This window comes from Actinomycetospora chlora (assembly GCF_039542135.1).
In the GTDB taxonomy this organism is placed as follows: Bacteria; Actinomycetota; Actinomycetes; order Mycobacteriales; family Pseudonocardiaceae; genus Actinomycetospora; species Actinomycetospora chlora.
Genome location: NZ_BAABHO010000050.1, coordinates 32,297 through 47,759 on the forward strand (window position 1 = coordinate 32,297; position 15,463 = coordinate 47,759).

Annotated in this window: 15 protein-coding genes; 8 read left to right on the top strand and 7 right to left on the bottom strand. The window is 75.0% G+C overall.

What is annotated here, in order from left to right; all coding sequences use genetic code 11:
• Window positions 1–18: 18 nt before the first annotated feature.
• The gene (locus ABD994_RS24635) at window positions 19–1,191 is read left to right on the top strand and encodes an FAD-dependent monooxygenase (RefSeq protein WP_345421740.1); all 1,173 of its coding nucleotides are present in this window, start codon (window positions 19–21) and stop codon (window positions 1,189–1,191) included.
• Here ABD994_RS24635 and ABD994_RS24640 read toward each other — a convergent pair.
• The 4 genes from ABD994_RS24640 to ABD994_RS24655 are packed head-to-tail and all read right to left on the bottom strand — an operon-like array spanning window position 1,188 to window position 5,564.
• A complete protein-coding gene (locus ABD994_RS24640) occupies window positions 1,188–2,279 on the bottom strand; it encodes an ABC transporter ATP-binding protein (RefSeq protein WP_345421741.1) in 1,092 nt (363 codons plus the stop codon). The genes ABD994_RS24635 and ABD994_RS24640 overlap by 4 nt on opposite strands.
• Before the next feature lie 18 nt (window positions 2,280–2,297).
• On the bottom strand, window positions 2,298–3,182 hold the full coding sequence (locus ABD994_RS24645) for a carbohydrate ABC transporter permease (RefSeq protein ID WP_345421744.1): 885 nt from the start codon (window positions 3,180–3,182) through the stop codon (window positions 2,298–2,300).
• Window positions 3,182–4,126, bottom strand: a complete 945-nt coding sequence (locus ABD994_RS24650; RefSeq protein ID WP_425550120.1) for a carbohydrate ABC transporter permease — start codon at window positions 4,124–4,126, stop codon at window positions 3,182–3,184. Before ABD994_RS24650 ends, ABD994_RS24645 begins: the two co-directional genes overlap by 1 nt.
• A 52-nt stretch (window positions 4,127–4,178) precedes the next feature.
• On the bottom strand, window positions 4,179–5,564 hold the full coding sequence (locus tag ABD994_RS24655) for an ABC transporter substrate-binding protein (RefSeq protein WP_345421747.1): 1,386 nt from the start codon (window positions 5,562–5,564) through the stop codon (window positions 4,179–4,181).
• Between the two features lie 225 nt (window positions 5,565–5,789).
• Between ABD994_RS24655 and ABD994_RS24660 the strand changes: the two genes are divergently transcribed.
• On the top strand, window positions 5,790–6,782 hold the full coding sequence (locus ABD994_RS24660) for a LacI family DNA-binding transcriptional regulator (protein ID WP_345421750.1): 993 nt from the start codon (window positions 5,790–5,792) through the stop codon (window positions 6,780–6,782).
• Here the strand turns inward: ABD994_RS24660 and ABD994_RS24665 are convergent.
• On the bottom strand, window positions 6,779–8,191 hold the full coding sequence (locus ABD994_RS24665; RefSeq protein ID WP_345421753.1) for an FtsW/RodA/SpoVE family cell cycle protein: 1,413 nt from the start codon (window positions 8,189–8,191) through the stop codon (window positions 6,779–6,781). The two genes, ABD994_RS24660 and ABD994_RS24665, sit on opposite strands and share 4 nt — an antisense overlap.
• A 192-nt stretch (window positions 8,192–8,383) precedes the next feature.
• Here ABD994_RS24665 and ftsW point away from each other — a divergent pair, with 192 nt between their 5' ends.
• On the top strand, window positions 8,384–9,616 hold the full coding sequence (ftsW, locus tag ABD994_RS24670) for a putative lipid II flippase FtsW (RefSeq protein WP_345421756.1): 1,233 nt from the start codon (window positions 8,384–8,386) through the stop codon (window positions 9,614–9,616).
• Between the two features lie 18 nt (window positions 9,617–9,634).
• On the opposite strand, the gene ABD994_RS24675 is transcribed toward ftsW, so the two are convergent.
• Both ABD994_RS24675 and ABD994_RS24680 read right to left on the bottom strand, forming a co-directional pair.
• Window positions 9,635–10,414: a hypothetical protein gene (locus ABD994_RS24675; protein WP_345421759.1), complete on the bottom strand. Its 780-nt coding sequence runs from the start codon at window positions 10,412–10,414 to the stop codon at window positions 9,635–9,637.
• A 36-nt stretch (window positions 10,415–10,450) separates the two neighbouring features.
• Entirely contained in the window at window positions 10,451–11,134 is a 684-nt protein-coding gene (locus tag ABD994_RS24680; RefSeq protein WP_345421762.1) for a response regulator transcription factor, read from the bottom strand.
• Window positions 11,135–11,177: 43 nt separating this feature from the next.
• On the opposite strand from ABD994_RS24680, the gene ABD994_RS24685 reads away from it, so the two are divergent.
• From ABD994_RS24685 to ABD994_RS24705, 5 genes are all read left to right on the top strand, one after another.
• Window positions 11,178–12,437, top strand: a complete 1,260-nt coding sequence (locus tag ABD994_RS24685; RefSeq protein ID WP_345421765.1) for a HAMP domain-containing sensor histidine kinase — start codon at window positions 11,178–11,180, stop codon at window positions 12,435–12,437.
• 113 nt (window positions 12,438–12,550) lie between these two features.
• Window positions 12,551–13,912 carry a MurT ligase domain-containing protein gene (locus tag ABD994_RS24690; protein WP_345421768.1) on the top strand — a complete coding sequence of 454 codons (1,362 nt, stop codon included), beginning with the start codon at window positions 12,551–12,553 and terminating at the stop codon, window positions 13,910–13,912.
• Complete coding sequence (locus tag ABD994_RS24695) at window positions 13,909–14,718, top strand: type 1 glutamine amidotransferase (protein WP_345421771.1); 810 nt, start codon at window positions 13,909–13,911, stop codon at window positions 14,716–14,718. The genes ABD994_RS24690 and ABD994_RS24695 overlap by 4 nt, the downstream gene beginning before the upstream one ends.
• Complete coding sequence (gene tatA, locus ABD994_RS24700; protein ID WP_345421774.1) at window positions 14,703–14,969, top strand: Sec-independent protein translocase subunit TatA; 267 nt, start codon at window positions 14,703–14,705, stop codon at window positions 14,967–14,969. The genes ABD994_RS24695 and tatA overlap by 16 nt, the downstream gene beginning before the upstream one ends.
• Before the next feature lie 14 nt (window positions 14,970–14,983).
• Window positions 14,984–15,373: a DUF6542 domain-containing protein gene (locus tag ABD994_RS24705; RefSeq protein WP_345421776.1), complete on the top strand. Its 390-nt coding sequence runs from the start codon at window positions 14,984–14,986 to the stop codon at window positions 15,371–15,373.
• Window positions 15,374–15,463 lie beyond the last annotated feature (90 nt).

The following is a 15,463-nucleotide window of genomic DNA, read 5'->3' on the forward strand; positions in this document are numbered from 1 at the left end:
ACAGGGCGAGGAGAGACGATGACCGAGGTCCTGGTGTCCGGCGGCGGGGTGGCGGGGGCGACGACCGCGTACTGGCTGCGCCGGCACGGGTTCGTCCCCGTGGTCGTGGAGGCCGCGCCGGCCCCGCGACGCGGCGGCCAGGCGGTCGATGTCCGCGGGCCGGCGCTCACGGTCGCCGAACGCATGGGCATCGCCGACGAGCTGCGCGCCGCGCGCACCGACATGCGGGGCATGTCCGTCGTCGACGAGGACGGCACCGAGCTGATGAGCACCACCGACCTGACGCTCACCGGCGGCCCGGTCGACGGCCCGGACGTGGAGATCCTGCGCGACGACCTCGTCGACGTCCTCGGACGCGCGACCGAGGACGTCGAGCACCTCTACGGCGACCGGGTCGTCGCGCTCGACGACACCGGCGAGCGGGTCCGCGTCGAGCTCGCGAGCGGCGCCCGCCGCGACGTCGACCTCGTCGTCGGTGCCGACGGCCAGTTCTCCGGGGTGCGGCGCCTCGCGTTCGGCCCGGACGAGGACGGCGACGGGGCCGGCCGGCTCTACCCGCTGGGCCAGCACATCGCCGTGTTCACCCTGCCCAACACCTTCGGCCTCGACCGCTGGCAGGTGTTCCTCCAGCGGCCGGACGCGATGGTCGGGCTGTACACCGCGCGGCAGAACGCCGAGGTCCGGGCAGTGATGGGCTGGGCGGACCCGCCCGGCCGCCCCGTCACGTACCACCACCGCGACCTCGCCGGGCAGCGCCGCCTGGTCACCGAGGCGTTCGCCGGCGGCGGCTGGTGCATCCCCGAGATCCTCGCGGGCATGGCCGGCGCCGACGACTTCTACCTGACGCCCATGACGCAGATCCGGATGACGTCGTGGTCCCGCGGACGGGTCGCGCTGGTCGGCGACGCCGCCTACTGCGCCACGGCCGTCTCCGGTCAGGGCACGAGCCTCGCGATGGTCGGCGCCTACGTGCTCGCCGGCGAGCTCGACCGCGCCGCCGGCGACCACGCCGCCGCGTTCGCGGCCTACGAGGCGCGGATGCGCTCGTTCGTCGACGCCAACCAGCAGTTGGCACTGGTCAACGCCGAGCGGACCCGCGAGCTCACCGGCGCGCAGGAGGCCGTCGAGGGCTTCGATGCGCACTGGGTGGCGTCGGCGGCCACCGCCATCGACCTGCCCGAGTACGTCTAGGGCAGCCGCCGGCCCGTCTCGACGTCGAAGACGTGCAGCGCGTCCGGGTTCGGGCGCACGGCGATCGGGTCGCCGAAGCGCACCTGCACCCGGCCCGGGCCACGCACGACGATCGAGGTCGACGTGTCGTCGGCGAGGTGGGCGTAGAGGTAGGACTCGCTGCCGAGCTCCTCGACGACGTCCACGACGGCCTTGACCACCGAGCCGGCGTCCGCGTCGGTGCTCTCGAGCACCCAGTCCTCGGGGCGGATGCCCACGGTCAGCCGGTCCCGCGAGCCCGCGGCGTCCGAGACGTCGCGGGGCAGCGGGATCTCGACCCCGCCGAGCGTGACCCCGCTGGCCGAGCGGGGCAGCTCCAGCAGGTTCATCGCCGGCGAGCCGATGAAGCCGGCGACGAAGGAGTTGATCGGGCGGTCGTAGAGCTCCGGCGGCGTCGCGTACTGCTGGAGCTGGCCGTCGGCGAGCACCGCGACCTTGTCGCCCATCGTCATCGCCTCGACCTGGTCGTGGGTGACGTAGACCGTCGACACCTCGAGGCGGTTCTGCATCTCGGCGATCTGCGCGCGGGTCTGCACGCGCATCTTGGCGTCGAGGTTGGACAGCGGCTCGTCCATGAGGAACACCTGGGGCTCGCGGACGATCGCCCGCCCCATCGCGACGCGCTGGCGCTGGCCGCCGGAGAGCGCCTTGGGCTTGCGGTCGAGGTACTCGGTGAGCCCGAGCATGTCGGCGGCCTGGCGGACGCGCCGGCCCCGCTCCTCCTTCTCCATCCCGCGCATCTTCAGCGGGAAGGCCATGTTCTCCGCGACCGTCTTCGACGGGTAGAGCGCGTAGTTTTGGAACACCATCGCGATGTCGCGGTCCTTCGACGGGACGTCGACGACGTCGCGCCCGTCGATGCGCACCGAGCCCGCGTCGATCGGCTCCAGCCCGGCCAGCATCCGCAGCGCCGTCGACTTCCCCGAGCCCGACGGGCCGACGAGCACGACGAGGTCGCCGTCGGCGATGGTCAGGTCCAGGCTGTCGACGGCCGGCTTCGCACCGGGGGTGTAGATGCGCGAGGCCTTGTCGAACACCACTTCAGCCATCTCTGCGACTCCCCTTGCCTACTTGACCGCGCCGAACGACAGGCCCTGCACCAGTTTGTTCTGCGCCACCCACCCGGCGATGATCACCGGCAGCGCGGCCAGGGTCGCCGCCGCGGAGAGCTGGGCCCAGTAGAGGCCCTCCGAGGTGATGAACCCGACCAGGAAGACCGGCATGGTGCCGGCGTTGGCCGCGGTCAGGTTGACCGCGAAGAAGAACTCGTTCCACGCGAAGATCACGCAGATCAGCGCCGTGGCGAAGATGCCCGGCGAGATGATCGGCAGCACGATCTCGCGCAGCGTGCGCCACAGCGGGGCGCCGTCGATGCTCGCCTGCTCGAGCAGCTCGCCGGGGACCTCCAGGAAGAACGACCGCATCATCCACACCGCGATCGGCAGGTTCATCCCGGTGTAGAGGATGACCAGGGTCCAGATGTTGTCGAGCATGCCGATCTGGTTGACCACGACGTAGATCGGCACGATGACCGCGACGACCGGCAGCATCTTGGTGGAGATGAAGAAGAACAGGACGTCCTGCGTCTTCTTCACCGGGCGCAGCGAGACCGCGAACGCGGCCGGGATCCCCAGCAGCAGCACGAACAGGGTGGAGAACACCGTGGCGATCACGGAGTTGACCAGGTACGGCCCGACGCCGGCGGAGAAGACGCCCTCGTACTGCTCCAGCGTCGGCTCGAAGATGATCTTCGGCGTCGTGGTGTAGGCGTCGGTCTCCTGCTTGAACGAGGTCAGCACCATCCAGAAGACCGGGAAGAAGAACGCGATCCCCACGATCCAGGCGATGACGCCCAGCCAGACGTTGGCGGCGCTGCGCTTCTGGCGACGCGGCTCGGTCGCGCCCCCGGCGGTCTCCGGCGCCCGTTCCTCGGTGTCCGTCGTGACCGCCATCAGGCCGCCTCCTGCTCTCCACTGAACGACTTGAAGATCAGGCGCAGGGCGAAGTTCGCCGCGATCAGCGTCAGGATCACGACGACCACGCCCATCGCCGCCGACTGCCCGATGTCGAAGCCCAGGAACGCCCGCTGGTAGATGTAGAACGGCAGGTTCGCGCTGGCCACGCCCGGTCCGCCCTGGGTCATCATGTAGACCTGGTCGAAGATGTTGACCAGGTAGATCGTGCCGAGCACGACGCCCAGCTCGATGAACCGGCGCAGGTGCGGCAGCGTCAGCTCCCGGAACGTCGACCAGGCGCTCGCCCCGTCGACCCGGGCCGCCTCCAGCTGGTCGGTCGGCATGCTCTGCAGGCCCGCGAGCAGCAGCAGCATCATGAACGGCGTCCACTGCCAGATCAGCGCGGCCATCACCGAGGCCAGCGGGTACTGGCTGATCCACTCCGTGCCCGACCCGCCGAACGGCGTCAGCACGAAGTTGATCAGACCCAGCGTCGGGTCGAGCAGCACCGTCTTCCACAACAGCGCCGCCGCGACCGGCGTGATGAGGAACGGCGTGATGAGCAGCGTGCGCACCACGCCGCGCCCGACGAACTGCCGGTTGAGCAGCAGCGCCAGCAGCAGGCCGAGCACCACGGCGATCAGTACCGAGCCGAGCGTCATGATCACGGTGTTGAGCGCGACCGTCCGGAACTGGCTGTCGGTGAAGACGTCGCCGTAGTTCGAGAACCAGACGAACTCCTGCGACCCGGGCCGGACCAGGTTCCAGGACTGCAGCGAGTAGTAGAGCGTCAGGATGAACGGGATCTGCGTGACGATGATCGTGAAGACCAGCGCCGGGAGCAGCGGGCCGCGGCGCCGCCACCCCTCCGCCCGGTCGATCATCGCTGCGCCGCCGGTGTTCTCCGGTGCGGCGGTGGGACGTTCCGTCGTCGTCGTCATGCGCCAGCTCCCCTATCGGCGTGCTGAGCTGACTGCTTCGTGTCGCTGGTGGTCATCGCTGGTAGCTCTCCCCCACCGTCTCCGCGTAGTTCTGCGACTGCTCCAGGGCCTCGTCGACCGTGATCTGCCCGGCGATGGCCGCGCTGATCTGCTGGCTGACGCGGGTGCCCAGGTCCTGGAACTCGGGGATGCGGACGAACTGCACGCCCTGGTACGGCACCGGCTGCACCGTCGGCTGCTCCTGGTTGGCCCGCTGCAGCCCCTGAAGGATCAGCGGCGCGTACGCGTTCGCCACCTGCTGGTACTGCGGGATCTGGTAGGTCGACTGGCGCGACCCCGGCGGCACCGACGTCCACCCGATGCCGGGGTCGTTGCCGGCGCGCTGGATGTACTGCTTGCTCGTCATCCAGGACATGAACCGCCACGCGGCGTCCTTGCGCGGGGAGGTCTGGGGGATGCCGAGCGACCAGGTGTACAGCCAGCCGGACGACGGGGTGGCGACGACGGGCGCCGGCGCGTAGCCGATGCGGCCGGCGACCGTCGACTCCGTCGGGTCCTCGACGGTGCCCGCGGCCGACGTCGCGTCGTACCACATGGCCACCTGGCCCTGGCCGAACTGCGTCGCGCACTCGGAGAAGCCGGACTGCGAGGCGCCGGGCTGGCCGTGCTGGCGGACGAGGTCGACGTAGAACTGGACGGCGTTGCGCACCTCGGGCGAGGTGAGCTGGGCCCGCCACTGCGGGTCGTACCAGCGGCCGCCGAAGGTGTTGATGACGGTGTCGAGCGGGGCCATCACCTCGCCCCAGCCCGGCTTGCCGCGCAGGCAGATGCCGCGCTGGCGGCCCTCGCCCTGGTCGAGGCGCGCCGCGAACTCGGCGATCTGCGGCCACGTCGGCTGGGCGGGCATCTGGATGCCGGCCTGCTCGAAGAGGTCCTTGCGGTACATGAGGAACGACGACTCGCCGTAGAACGGCACCGAGTACATGGCGCCCTGGAACGACAACGAGTCGCGCACCGTCGGGATGAAGTCGGCGCGGTCGTAGCCCGGCGTCCCGGCCATGTAGGGCTCGAGGTTGGTGAGCCACCCGTTCTGCGCCCACTGCGGGGTCTCGTAGTTCGAGACCATGACGACGTCGAACTCGCCGCCGCCGGTGGCCACCGACGCCGTGATCTTGGCGCGGGCCTCGTTCTCCGAGAGCGAGACGAACCGCAGCCGGATGCCCGGGTTCTCCCTCTCGAACTCGGGCGCGAGCGAGATCGCGTCCTCCATCTGCGGGTTGGACACGATCGCCACGGTGACGGTCTCGACGCCCTCGGCCGAGCCGAGCGCGCCGGCACCCGAGCAGCCGGCCAGCAGGGCCAGGCTCGCGAGGACCGCCCCGAGGACCGCCGGGGCCCGGCCCCGTCGCTGCCACCGCCGCCGCGCCGCGCCGCGCATCGCGCCTCCCCGCCCCGTGTCGCCGCTCCGTGCCCGGATCCCGCGCCGCCGCGACCGTGACCTGCGCCACTGACGGTGGCGTGACCGTAAAGCTCCGCTCCGTGAGAAGCAAGCGCTTAACCGCGTCAGATGAACCTGCGAGCGCACGGACCGCGCACCGGGTACAACTTGCCCGGAGGGGCGGCCGATCGCCGATGCGGAGCCGCCGGAGGACGGAGGCCGCACATGGTCACGATGGCCGATGTCGCGCGCGTCGCCGGTGTCTCCACCGCGACGGTCTCGCACGTCCTCAACGGCACGCGCCCGGTGCGGGCCCGCACCCGTGAGCTGGTGCTCTCCGCGATCGCGGCGACGCACTACACCCCGAACACCGTCGCCCGCTCCCTCGCGACCGCGCGCACCACGACGATGGGCCTGGTCCTCTCCGCGATCTCCAACCCGTACTTCGGCGAGCTGCTCTCCGCCGCGGAGTCGGCGGCCGCCGCGGCGGGCTACACGCTGCTGCTGGTCGACCCGCACGAGGACCCGGACTACGAGCTGACCGTCGTCACCCGGCTGCACCACCACCGCGTCGACGGCGTCGTGCTCGCCCCCTCCGCCCGCCCTCAGGCCGCCCTCGCCTACCTCGCGCAGCACGGCGTGCCCACGGTGCTCCTCGACCGGCTCATCGACGCCGGCCACGACCAGGTGGGCTCGGAGAACCGGGAGGCCACGGCGGCGCTGACCGGGCACCTGGCCGACCACGGGCACACGCGGATCGGGCTGGTCGCCGGGCTCGACGGGCTCGCCACCACCGGCGAGCGCCGCGACGGGCACCGCGACGCCCTGCGTGCCCGCGGGCTGCCCGTCGACCCGGCCCTCGAGGTGGGCGGCGAGTCGGCCACCCTGCCCGCCCGCCGGGCCGCGCACCGCCTGCTCGCGCTCGACGACCCGCCGACCGCGATCGTCGTCGGCAACAACAGCATGACCATCGGCGTCATGCAGGCGCTGCGCGACGCCGGGCTGGTGGTGCCCTGCGACGTCGCCCTCGCCGCGTTCGACGACTTCGCCTGGGCCGACCTGTTCTCCCCGCGGCTGACGGTCGTGGCCCAGCCGTTCGACGAGATCGCCGCGACGGCGGTGCGGCTGCTGCTCGCGCGGATCGCCGAGCCGGAGGCGCCGCCGACGACGCGCCGGCTCGCCCCGCGGCTGGTCGTCCGCGAGTCGTGCGGCTGCTAGACCGGGTGGAGCCCCACCTGCGTGGCCGCGCGGGCGAGGGGGACGGCCGGGCGGGCCGGCCGCGGCTCGGGCGGGCGCCGCGTCGCGTGGGAGATGCGCAGCAGGAGCGCGACCAGGATGTAGTTGGCCAGCAGCGACGACCCGCCGTAGGACAGGAAGGGAGCGGTCAGCCCGGTCTCGGGGATGAGGTCGGTGACCCCACCGACGACGATGAACACCTGCAGGGCAAGCGAGCAGGACAGCCCGGCGGCGAGCAGGGTGGTGAACGGGTCGCGGGCGGCCAGCGCGGCGCGCAGGCCGCGGCTGATCAGCAGCAGGTACACCACGAGCACCGCGCCCAGGCCCAGCAGCCCGAGCTCCTCGCCGAGACCGGCGACGATGAAGTCGGTGTCGGCAAGCGGCACGAGGTCCGGCCTGCCGGCGCCCAGGCCGCTCCCGCCCAGCCCGCCCGTCGCCAGCCCGAACAGGCCCTGCGAGAGCTGGTAGCCGGTGTCCGCGAAGTCCGCGAACGGGTCGCTCCACACGTGGACCCGCACCTGGACGTGGGCGAACAGGTGGTAGGCCACGACGCTGCTGACGGCGAAGAACCCGAGCCCGAGCAGGACCCACGAGACCCGCCCGGTCGCGACGTAGATCATCGCCAGGACGACCCCGAAGAACAGCAGCGAGGCGCCGAGCTCCTTCTCGAGGGCGAGCACGCCGACCGCGGTCAGCCAGGCGATCAGCAACGGCGCGAGGTCCCGGGGCCGCGGCAGCTCCATGTGGGCGACGCGCCGTCCCACCGTGGTGAACAGCTCACGCTTCTCGACCAGCAGGGCGGCCGCGAAGACGATCACCGCGAGCTTGGCGAACTCCCCGGGTTGCAACGACACCGGGCCCACGCGGATCCACAGCTTCGCCCCGTTGACCTCCGAGATGCTCGCCGGCAGCAGGCCCGGCAGCACGAGTAGCACGAGCCCGGCCAGCCCCGTCAGGTAGCCGTAGCGGGCCAGCACCCGGTGCTCCCGCAGGCGCCACACCACGACCACCAGCAGCACCACGGAGCCCGCGACCCACGCCAGCTGGCGGACCGCGTCCGGCGCCGGGGCGGGGTCGCCATGCGCGGCGGCGGCCGCGGCCGCCGCCAGGTCGAGCCGGTGGATCATCACCAGCCCGAGCCCGGTCAGCAGCGCCGCGCACGGCAGCAGCAGGGGGTCGGCGTGGGACGCCCAGCGGCGGACCGCCAGGTGGGCGCACCCGAGCGCCACGAGGTAGGCCAGGCCGAGGTAGCCGAGCACGGCGGTGAGGGCGTGCTGCTGGTCGAGCTCCACCTCGGCCAGGGCCGCCGTGGTGATCGCGGCGGCCGCCACGAGCAGGACGAGCTCCTGGCCGCGCGCCGCGGCCGCGGATGTCCCGACGCGGTCCGTCACCGGGCCAGGCTCGGCGGGGCGCGGTGTCGGGGCCGTGAGCGTGGATTTGCCCTCCCTTAACCGTCCGCGCTGGTCACGGGCCTGCGGGCCGTGCCCGGAAGGTCCGGTAGCGCCCTCGGGAGCCCGCAAGCGGCCGGGACGCGCAGCCCGCGACGGCCGGGGACGGGACCGGGCCGGTGCCAGCCTGATCGGGTGAGTGTCACCTCCGAGAGCGTCGGCGCGGTGGGCCGCCGGCTGCTCGCCCTCCGCCGGGCGGTGCGCGGCGTGCTCGCCCGGCCGCTGACGTCGTTCCACCTCGTCGTCGGGCTGTCCGCGGTGCTGACCGGGCTCGGGCTGGTCATCGTGCTCTCGGCGTCGTCGATCGACTCCCTGACGGCGACGGGGAACCCGTACGGCGTCTTCGAGCACCAGGTCGTCTACTGCGCCCTGGGGGCGATCGCCTTCGCCGGCGCGATGCGGGTGGCGCCGGAGCGGTGGCGGGCGTGGAGCCCGTGGCTGCTGCTGGCGTGCCTGGTGGGTCTCGCCGCGGTGCTGGTCCCGGGCCTGGGCTCGTCGGTGGCGGGCGCCCGCAAGTGGTTCGTCCTGGCCGGCGTCTCGCTGCAGCCCTCGGAGCCGGCCAAGCTCGCGCTGGTGCTCTGGGGCGCCCACGTGCTCGTCGCCCGCCGCCGCGCCGCCGAGCACTGGCGAGCCCTGCTGCCCCTGGTCCCGGTGGCGCTGCTGGTCGCGGGGCTCGTGGTGCTGCAGCCCGACCTGGGCTCGGCGATCGGCATCGTCGTGATCCTCTTCTCGCTGCTGTGGTTCGCCCCGGTGCCGATGCGCCTGATCGCCGGGCTCGGGGCGGGAGCGGTGGCCTCGGTGGCGGTGCTCGCGGTGGGCGCGAGCTACCGGATGCAGCGGCTGACGTCGTTCCTGTCGCCGGACACCGTCGACCCGCTCGGGCCCGGCTACCAGGCCCGCGAGGCGCTCTACTCCCTCGGCGACGGCGGGCTCCTGGGCACCGGTCTGGGGCAGGGCACCGCGCAGTGGAACTACCTGCCCAACGCGTCCAACGACTTCGTGTTCGCGGTGCTCGGCGAGCAGCTGGGCATGGTCGGCTCCGTGGCCGTGCTCGCGCTCTACGGGGTGCTCGGCTACGCCGGGCTGCGCATCGCGAGCCGCTCGGACGACCCGTGGACCCGGATCGTGGTGGCCACCCTGACCGCGTTCCTCGTGTCCCAGGCCATGATCAACGTGGGGTACGTCCTGGGCCTGCTGCCGGTCACCGGCATCACGCTGCCGCTGCTGTCCTCGGGCGGCAGCTCGGTCGTGGTCACGCTCGCCTGCCTGGGGATCCTGGCCGCCGCGGCGCGGCGCGAGCCCGCGGCGCGCGCCGCGCTGGCGGGACGGTCGCCGGGGCGACGGTGGCTGCGGGGCCGCCGGCGGTGAGCCGGTCACCGGAGGGCGTCAGGGGTTGGCCGGGACGTCGGCCGTGCAGTCGTCGTGGGGAGCGGGCGCGGGGGGTGCCCCGACCGAGGTCGGCGGTGCCGCCCCGCGGACGGCGCAGCGCACGCCGCCGACGGTGAGCAGGGCGAGCGCCGGGGTGCCGGTGCCGTCCCCGGTGAGCCGCAGCGTCGCGGCGGCCGGGTCCAGCGACAGGTCCCAGCCGTGGTCGACCGGGGCCACCGGAGCGCCGCCGGGGTCGCCCGGCAGGGCCAGCGCGACGTGGAAGCGCCACGGGGTCGACGCGCCGGGGACGCTCGTGACCGCGAACCGGACGCCGTCACGCGGCACCGCCGCGCAGTCCTGGACGGTCGCCGCCGGCCCACCGCGCAGGTGGCAGTGCGGCGGCACGTGCAGCCGGACCTGGTCGTCGGCCCAGTCGATCGTGAGCAGCGCGCGGGTCCGGGAGGGGTCGGCCCGGGGGTCCGGGGCGGGGGCGGCCACGAAGCGGCGGTCGTCCTCCACCGCGCAGCCCGGCGTGCCCGCGACGCAGGTCAGGGCGCGGTCGGTGGAGAGCTCGACGGTCACCGGGAGCAGGTCGGCGTGCCGGGCGAGCGGGGCGGCGAGGTCGACCGACGCCACCCCGCACACGTCGGCGGGGTGGGCCGGATCGTCGACCGGGGGCGCGGTCCACGGGCAGGACGCCGCGGCCACCGGCGCCGGGGGGCCCGCCGGACCGGACGCGCAGCCGGCGAGCGCCAGCACAGCCAGCACCGCCACGACGGCGAACGGGCGTCTCCCCACGCCGGGGATGAGAGGGCGGCCGGCGTGTGCCCGCGGTCAAGCGGGCTCGAGGCGGTACCCGTGACCCCGCACCGTCTCGATCACCGGCGCGCGCTCCGAGAGGGCCACCAGCTTGCGGCGCAGGGCGACGATGTGGACGTCGAGGGTCTTGGTGGACCCCGACCAGTGCTCGTCCCACACGTCGGACATCAGCGCCTCCCGGCGCACGACGACGCCGGGCTCCTGCGCGAGGCGGGCGAGCAGGTCGAACTCCTTGGCCCGCAGGACGAGGTCGTGCCCGTCGAGCTCGGCGCGCCGGGCGGCGAGGTCCATCGTGAGGCCGCCGACCACCAGCCGGGCACCCGAGCCGTCGCGCCCTTCGACACGGCGCAGGTGGGCCCGGACGCGCGCGACGAGCTCGGTGAACCGCAGGGGCTTGGTCAGGTAGTCGTCCGCGCCCGCCTCGAGGCCCTCGACGACGTCCATCTCCTCGTCCCTGGCGGTCACCACGACGAGGACGGCCTCGGGCAGGAAGACGCGCAGCCGGCGGCAGACCTCGATGCCGTCGAGATCGGGCAGGCCGAGGTCCAGCAGCACGAGCTCCGGGCTCGTCCGCAACGCGGCATCGAGGGCCTCCGCGCCGGTGAGGACCCAGGTGACGTCGTGGCCCTCGTCGCGCAGGCGGTGGCCGACGAGCGATCCGATCGTGCGGTCGTCCTCGACGAGCAGCAGCGTCGCCATCCGTGCCACGGTAGGACCCTCCCTCCTCACCCCGCTGGTCGCCGTGCGCTCTCGGATCGTCCGTCTCGTCGTGGTCGCCGCCGTGCTGGCGATCGCGGTCTTCGCCGTCCCGTTCGCCGTGGGCGCCGGCCGGTACTACGTGACGTCCGAGCGCGCCGACCTCGAGGGTGACGCCCAGGCCGCGGCGGCCGCGACGGTCGTCGGTCCCGGGAGCCCGGCCACGGTGATCGGCCCGATCGGCCCGGAGACCACGCTGGGCGTCTACGACCTGCGCGGCGACCGCGTCGCGGGGGACGGGCCGTCGCGCCTGGACGGCGGGCTGGCGCGGGCGCTGACCGGCGGGGTCGAGCAGGGCACGGCCGGCGGCGACTTCCTCGTCGCCGTGCCGGTCGTCGCCGACGACCGCCAGACCGGTGTGCTCCGTGCGTCCCGCCCGGACACCCGCGCCCGCGAGGAGTCCGCGCTGACGGTGGCGGTCATGGTCGCGCTCGCGGCGGCCGCGGTGCTGGCGACGTGGGCGGTCGCCCGCCGGTCGGCCCGCCGCATGGCCGCGCCGCTCGAGGAGCTCGTCGCGGCGGCCGAGCGCCTCGGCGACGGCGACTTCACGGTGCGGGCGCGCACCACCGGCATCCCCGAGATCGACGCCCTCGGGCAGGCGCAGGCGGCGACCGCGGCCCGGCTCTCCGAGCTGGTGGCGCGGGAGCGCGCGTTCTCCGCCGAGGCCTCCCACCAGCTGCGGACGCCCCTCGCGGCGCTGCGCCTGCAGCTCGAGGACCTCGCGTCCCGACGGGACGGGGACGGTCTCGCCGGCGCGCTCGCGACCACCGACCGGCTGGACCGCACCGTGGAGGACCTGCTCCGGCTGGCCCGCGGGCACCGCCCGGCCGCGGCCCCGGTGGACGTCGCGGCCGTCGTCCGCGACGTGGTCGACGGCCACGCCGAGGTCGTGTGCGAGGAGACCGGGCTGCGCGCGGGCGTGTCCCCGGCGGCCCTGCGCCAGATCCTCGCGGTGCTGCTCGAGAACGCCGCGACCCACGGGACCGGGACGGTCGAGGTCACGGTGCGCCGGGCGGGCACCGCCGTCGCCGTCGACGTGGCCGATGAGGGCGCGCTCACCCTGCCGGAGGCCGCCCTGTTCGGGCGGCGCGGGGAGACCGCCGACGCTCCCGGGGGCGGTCACGGCATCGGTCTCGCCCTGGCCCGGCGCCTCGCCGAGGCCGAGGGCGGGCGGCTGCGGCTGCGCACCCCGGAGCCCACGACGTTCACGCTGCTGCTGCCCGCATCCTCGCCGGACCCCGCTTAGCCATCCGTTAGCACGCGGCGTGGTTCATGGAGGGGGTGCAGGACACGTGGGCCGCCCCGACCCGGTCGGGGCCGCGAGGTCGGGGACGACGCGGGATCCCGCTCCCGCGCTGGGTGCGCCAGCCGAGGACGGCCTCGGACGGCGGGCGGGGCGGGTGGTCCCGCGCGGCGGTGGCCGCCGGCCGCGTCGCCGGTGGGTTGTCCCGGCTCACCGGGCTGGGCGGCGGGTCGGTGATCGTCGGGCGGGTCGCGCTGGCGCTGGACCCGGGGGCGCTGGCCTGGCTCGCCCGGGGCCGGACGGTCGTGCTGGTCTCGGGCACGAACGGCAAGACCACCACCAGCCACCTGCTCGCGGGGGCCCTGGCCGGCGCGGGTGCGGTGGCCCACAACGCCAGCGGCTCGAACATGGCCGACGGGGCGGTGACGGCCCTGGCGGCCCGGCGGCACGCGCCGTGGGCGGTGCTGGAGGTCGACGAGCTGCACCTCGCCGAGGTCGCCGGCGCGACCCGGCCCGCGGCGGTCGTGCTGCTCAACCTCACCCGCGACCAGCTCGACCGCGTCTCGGAGGTCCGGCGCACCGCGGCGGACGTGCGCCGGGTCCTCGACGCGCACCCCACGACGACGACCGTGGCCAACGCCGACGACCCGCTCACCGTCTGGGCCGCCGGCACCGCCCGCTCCCCGGTGTGGGTGGCCGCCGGCGCGGGGTGGTGCCGCGACACCGCGTCCTGCCCGCGGTGCGGGGAGCTCCTGGCCCGGGAGGACGGCGGCGCCGAGGTGTCCGCGGCCGGCGGCGGTCTCGCCGTCGCGACCCCGACGCGGGTCGGGTGGTCGTGCGCCCCGTGCGGGCTGGCCCGGCCGCGGCCCGCGTGGTGGTGGGAGCACCGCGCCCCGATGCGCGCCCTGGCCCACCGCGCGGTCGCCGGGGAGGCCGGCGAGGAGGCGACGGTGCCGGTGCGGACCGGCCTGCCCGGCCGGGTCAACGTCGCCAACGCGGTGGTCGCGCTCGCCACGGCCGTGACGCTGGGCGTCGACCCCGAGCGGGCGGCCGCGGGCGTGGCGACGGTGCGCGAGGTGGCCGGGCGCTACCGCCTCAGCCGGATCGGGCGCCACCGGGTGCGGCTCGTGCTCGTCAAGAACCCGGCGGGCTGGCTCGCCGCCCTCGACCTGCTCGACCCCGGGCGCCCGGTGCTCGTCGTCGTCAACGACCGCGAGGCCGACGGCCGCGACGTCTCGTGGCTCTGGGACCTGGACGTCGCACCGCTCGAGGGACGGCCCGTCGCCGTCGCCGGTGACCGCGCCGCCGACCTCGGGGTGCGGCTGAGCTACGGCGGCGTCGACCACCTCACCGGGGCCGATCCCCTCGCGGCCCTGGCGCGGCTGCCCGCCGGGGAGGTGGACGTCCTGGCCACCTACACCGCGTTCTCGGCGCTGCGGGCGGAGCTCGCGCGGGCCGAGCGGGCGGGTGCCGCGTGAGCGCGCCCGCGGTGTCGATCGGGCTGCTGCTGCCCGACGTCCTCGGGACCTACTCCGACGCCGGCAACGCGGTCGTCCTCGCCCGGCGCCTGCAGTGGCGCGGCATCCCGGCCGAGGTCGTCACCGTGACCGCCGACGACGCCCCGCCCCGCGGCTGCGACCTCTACCTGCTCGGCGGCGGCGAGGACACCGCCCAGTACTTCGCCGCGCGCTGGCTCGCCCGCCACCCGTGGCTGCCGACCGCGATGACCACGACGGCGGTCACCCTCGGGGTCTGCGCGGGCCTGCAGCTCCTGGGCCGCAGCATGACCGACCGCGACGGCCACGAGCACCCGGGCCTCGGCGCCCTCGACCTCACCACCTGGGCCGCTCCCGGCCGCGCCGTCGGCGAGACGCTCGTCCGCTGCCGACTGCCCGGCGTCGGCGTGCTCACCGGCTTCGTCAACCACGGCGGCGCGACGGTCCTCGGCGCCGACGTCGCGCCACTGGGCGAGGTCGAGCACGGCCACGGCAACGACCCCGCCGGCACCGCCGAGGGAGCGGTGTCCCCCGCCCCGCTCCCGGACGACGTGGTCCGGGCCCGGCCGGGGGTGGTCGCGACCTACCTCCACGGCCCCGTCCTCGCCCGCAACCCCGCCCTCGCCGACCACCTGCTCGCCCGGGTCGTCGGCCACGCCCTGCCCGATCTCGACCCCGACCGGGTCCCCGACCTCGCCGCCCTGCGCCGCACCCGCGTGCCCCACGGGGACGGCCGGGGAACCGGGACCCACCGACCCGAAGGGACGTCGCCGTGTCCGGCGCGCTGAGCCCCACCCACTGGCTGATCATCATCGGTGTCCTGGTGCTGCTGTTCGGCGCCAAGAAGCTGCCCGACGCCGCGCGCGGCCTCGGGCAGTCACTGCGCATCTTCCGGGCCGAGATGGCGGCCGCCCAGCGCCCGCCGGACGGCGGCCTCGAGCCGGCGGACCACCGCGCCCCGGCCGCCCCCGCGGCCGGCACCGACACCACCGCTCCCGCCGACCCGGCGGACGCCTCACGGCCGTCGAGGTCCTCCTGAGCGCACGACCGGACGTGTTCGCGGTCGGCCCCGGCTTCTCCTGGCCCGTCGTCGGCGTCGTGGCGGTCGTGGCGACCGGCCTGCTCGCCCGCCTCCTGGAGGACCGCGCGGGCCTGCTCGGCGTGGCCTTCCCCCTCGCCTACCTGGCGGTGTGCCTGCTCGCGGTCGCGATGGTGCGGCCCCGGTCGGCGGCCGTCGCGGGGCTCGCCCCCGCGGTGACGGCGGCGCTCGGGATCGTGCTGGCCGCGGTGCTCGCCGGCCGGACCGCGAGCAGCACGCTGTTCCTCCTCACCGTCCTCGCCCCGCTGGCCCGCCTGTTCTGGTGGATGCTCGCCGCGACGGCGGCCTGCCTGCTGCTCGCGCTCGCGCGCCGGCGCCGCCGGTCCCCCCGGGGTGCCCGGTGACGGCGCGGGACCGGCCCGGGGGCTTCCGGATGCGCCCCGCGGGCCCCGCCCCGGAGGGCCGCGGCGGGCCGCTGGGGGCGCCGCCACCCC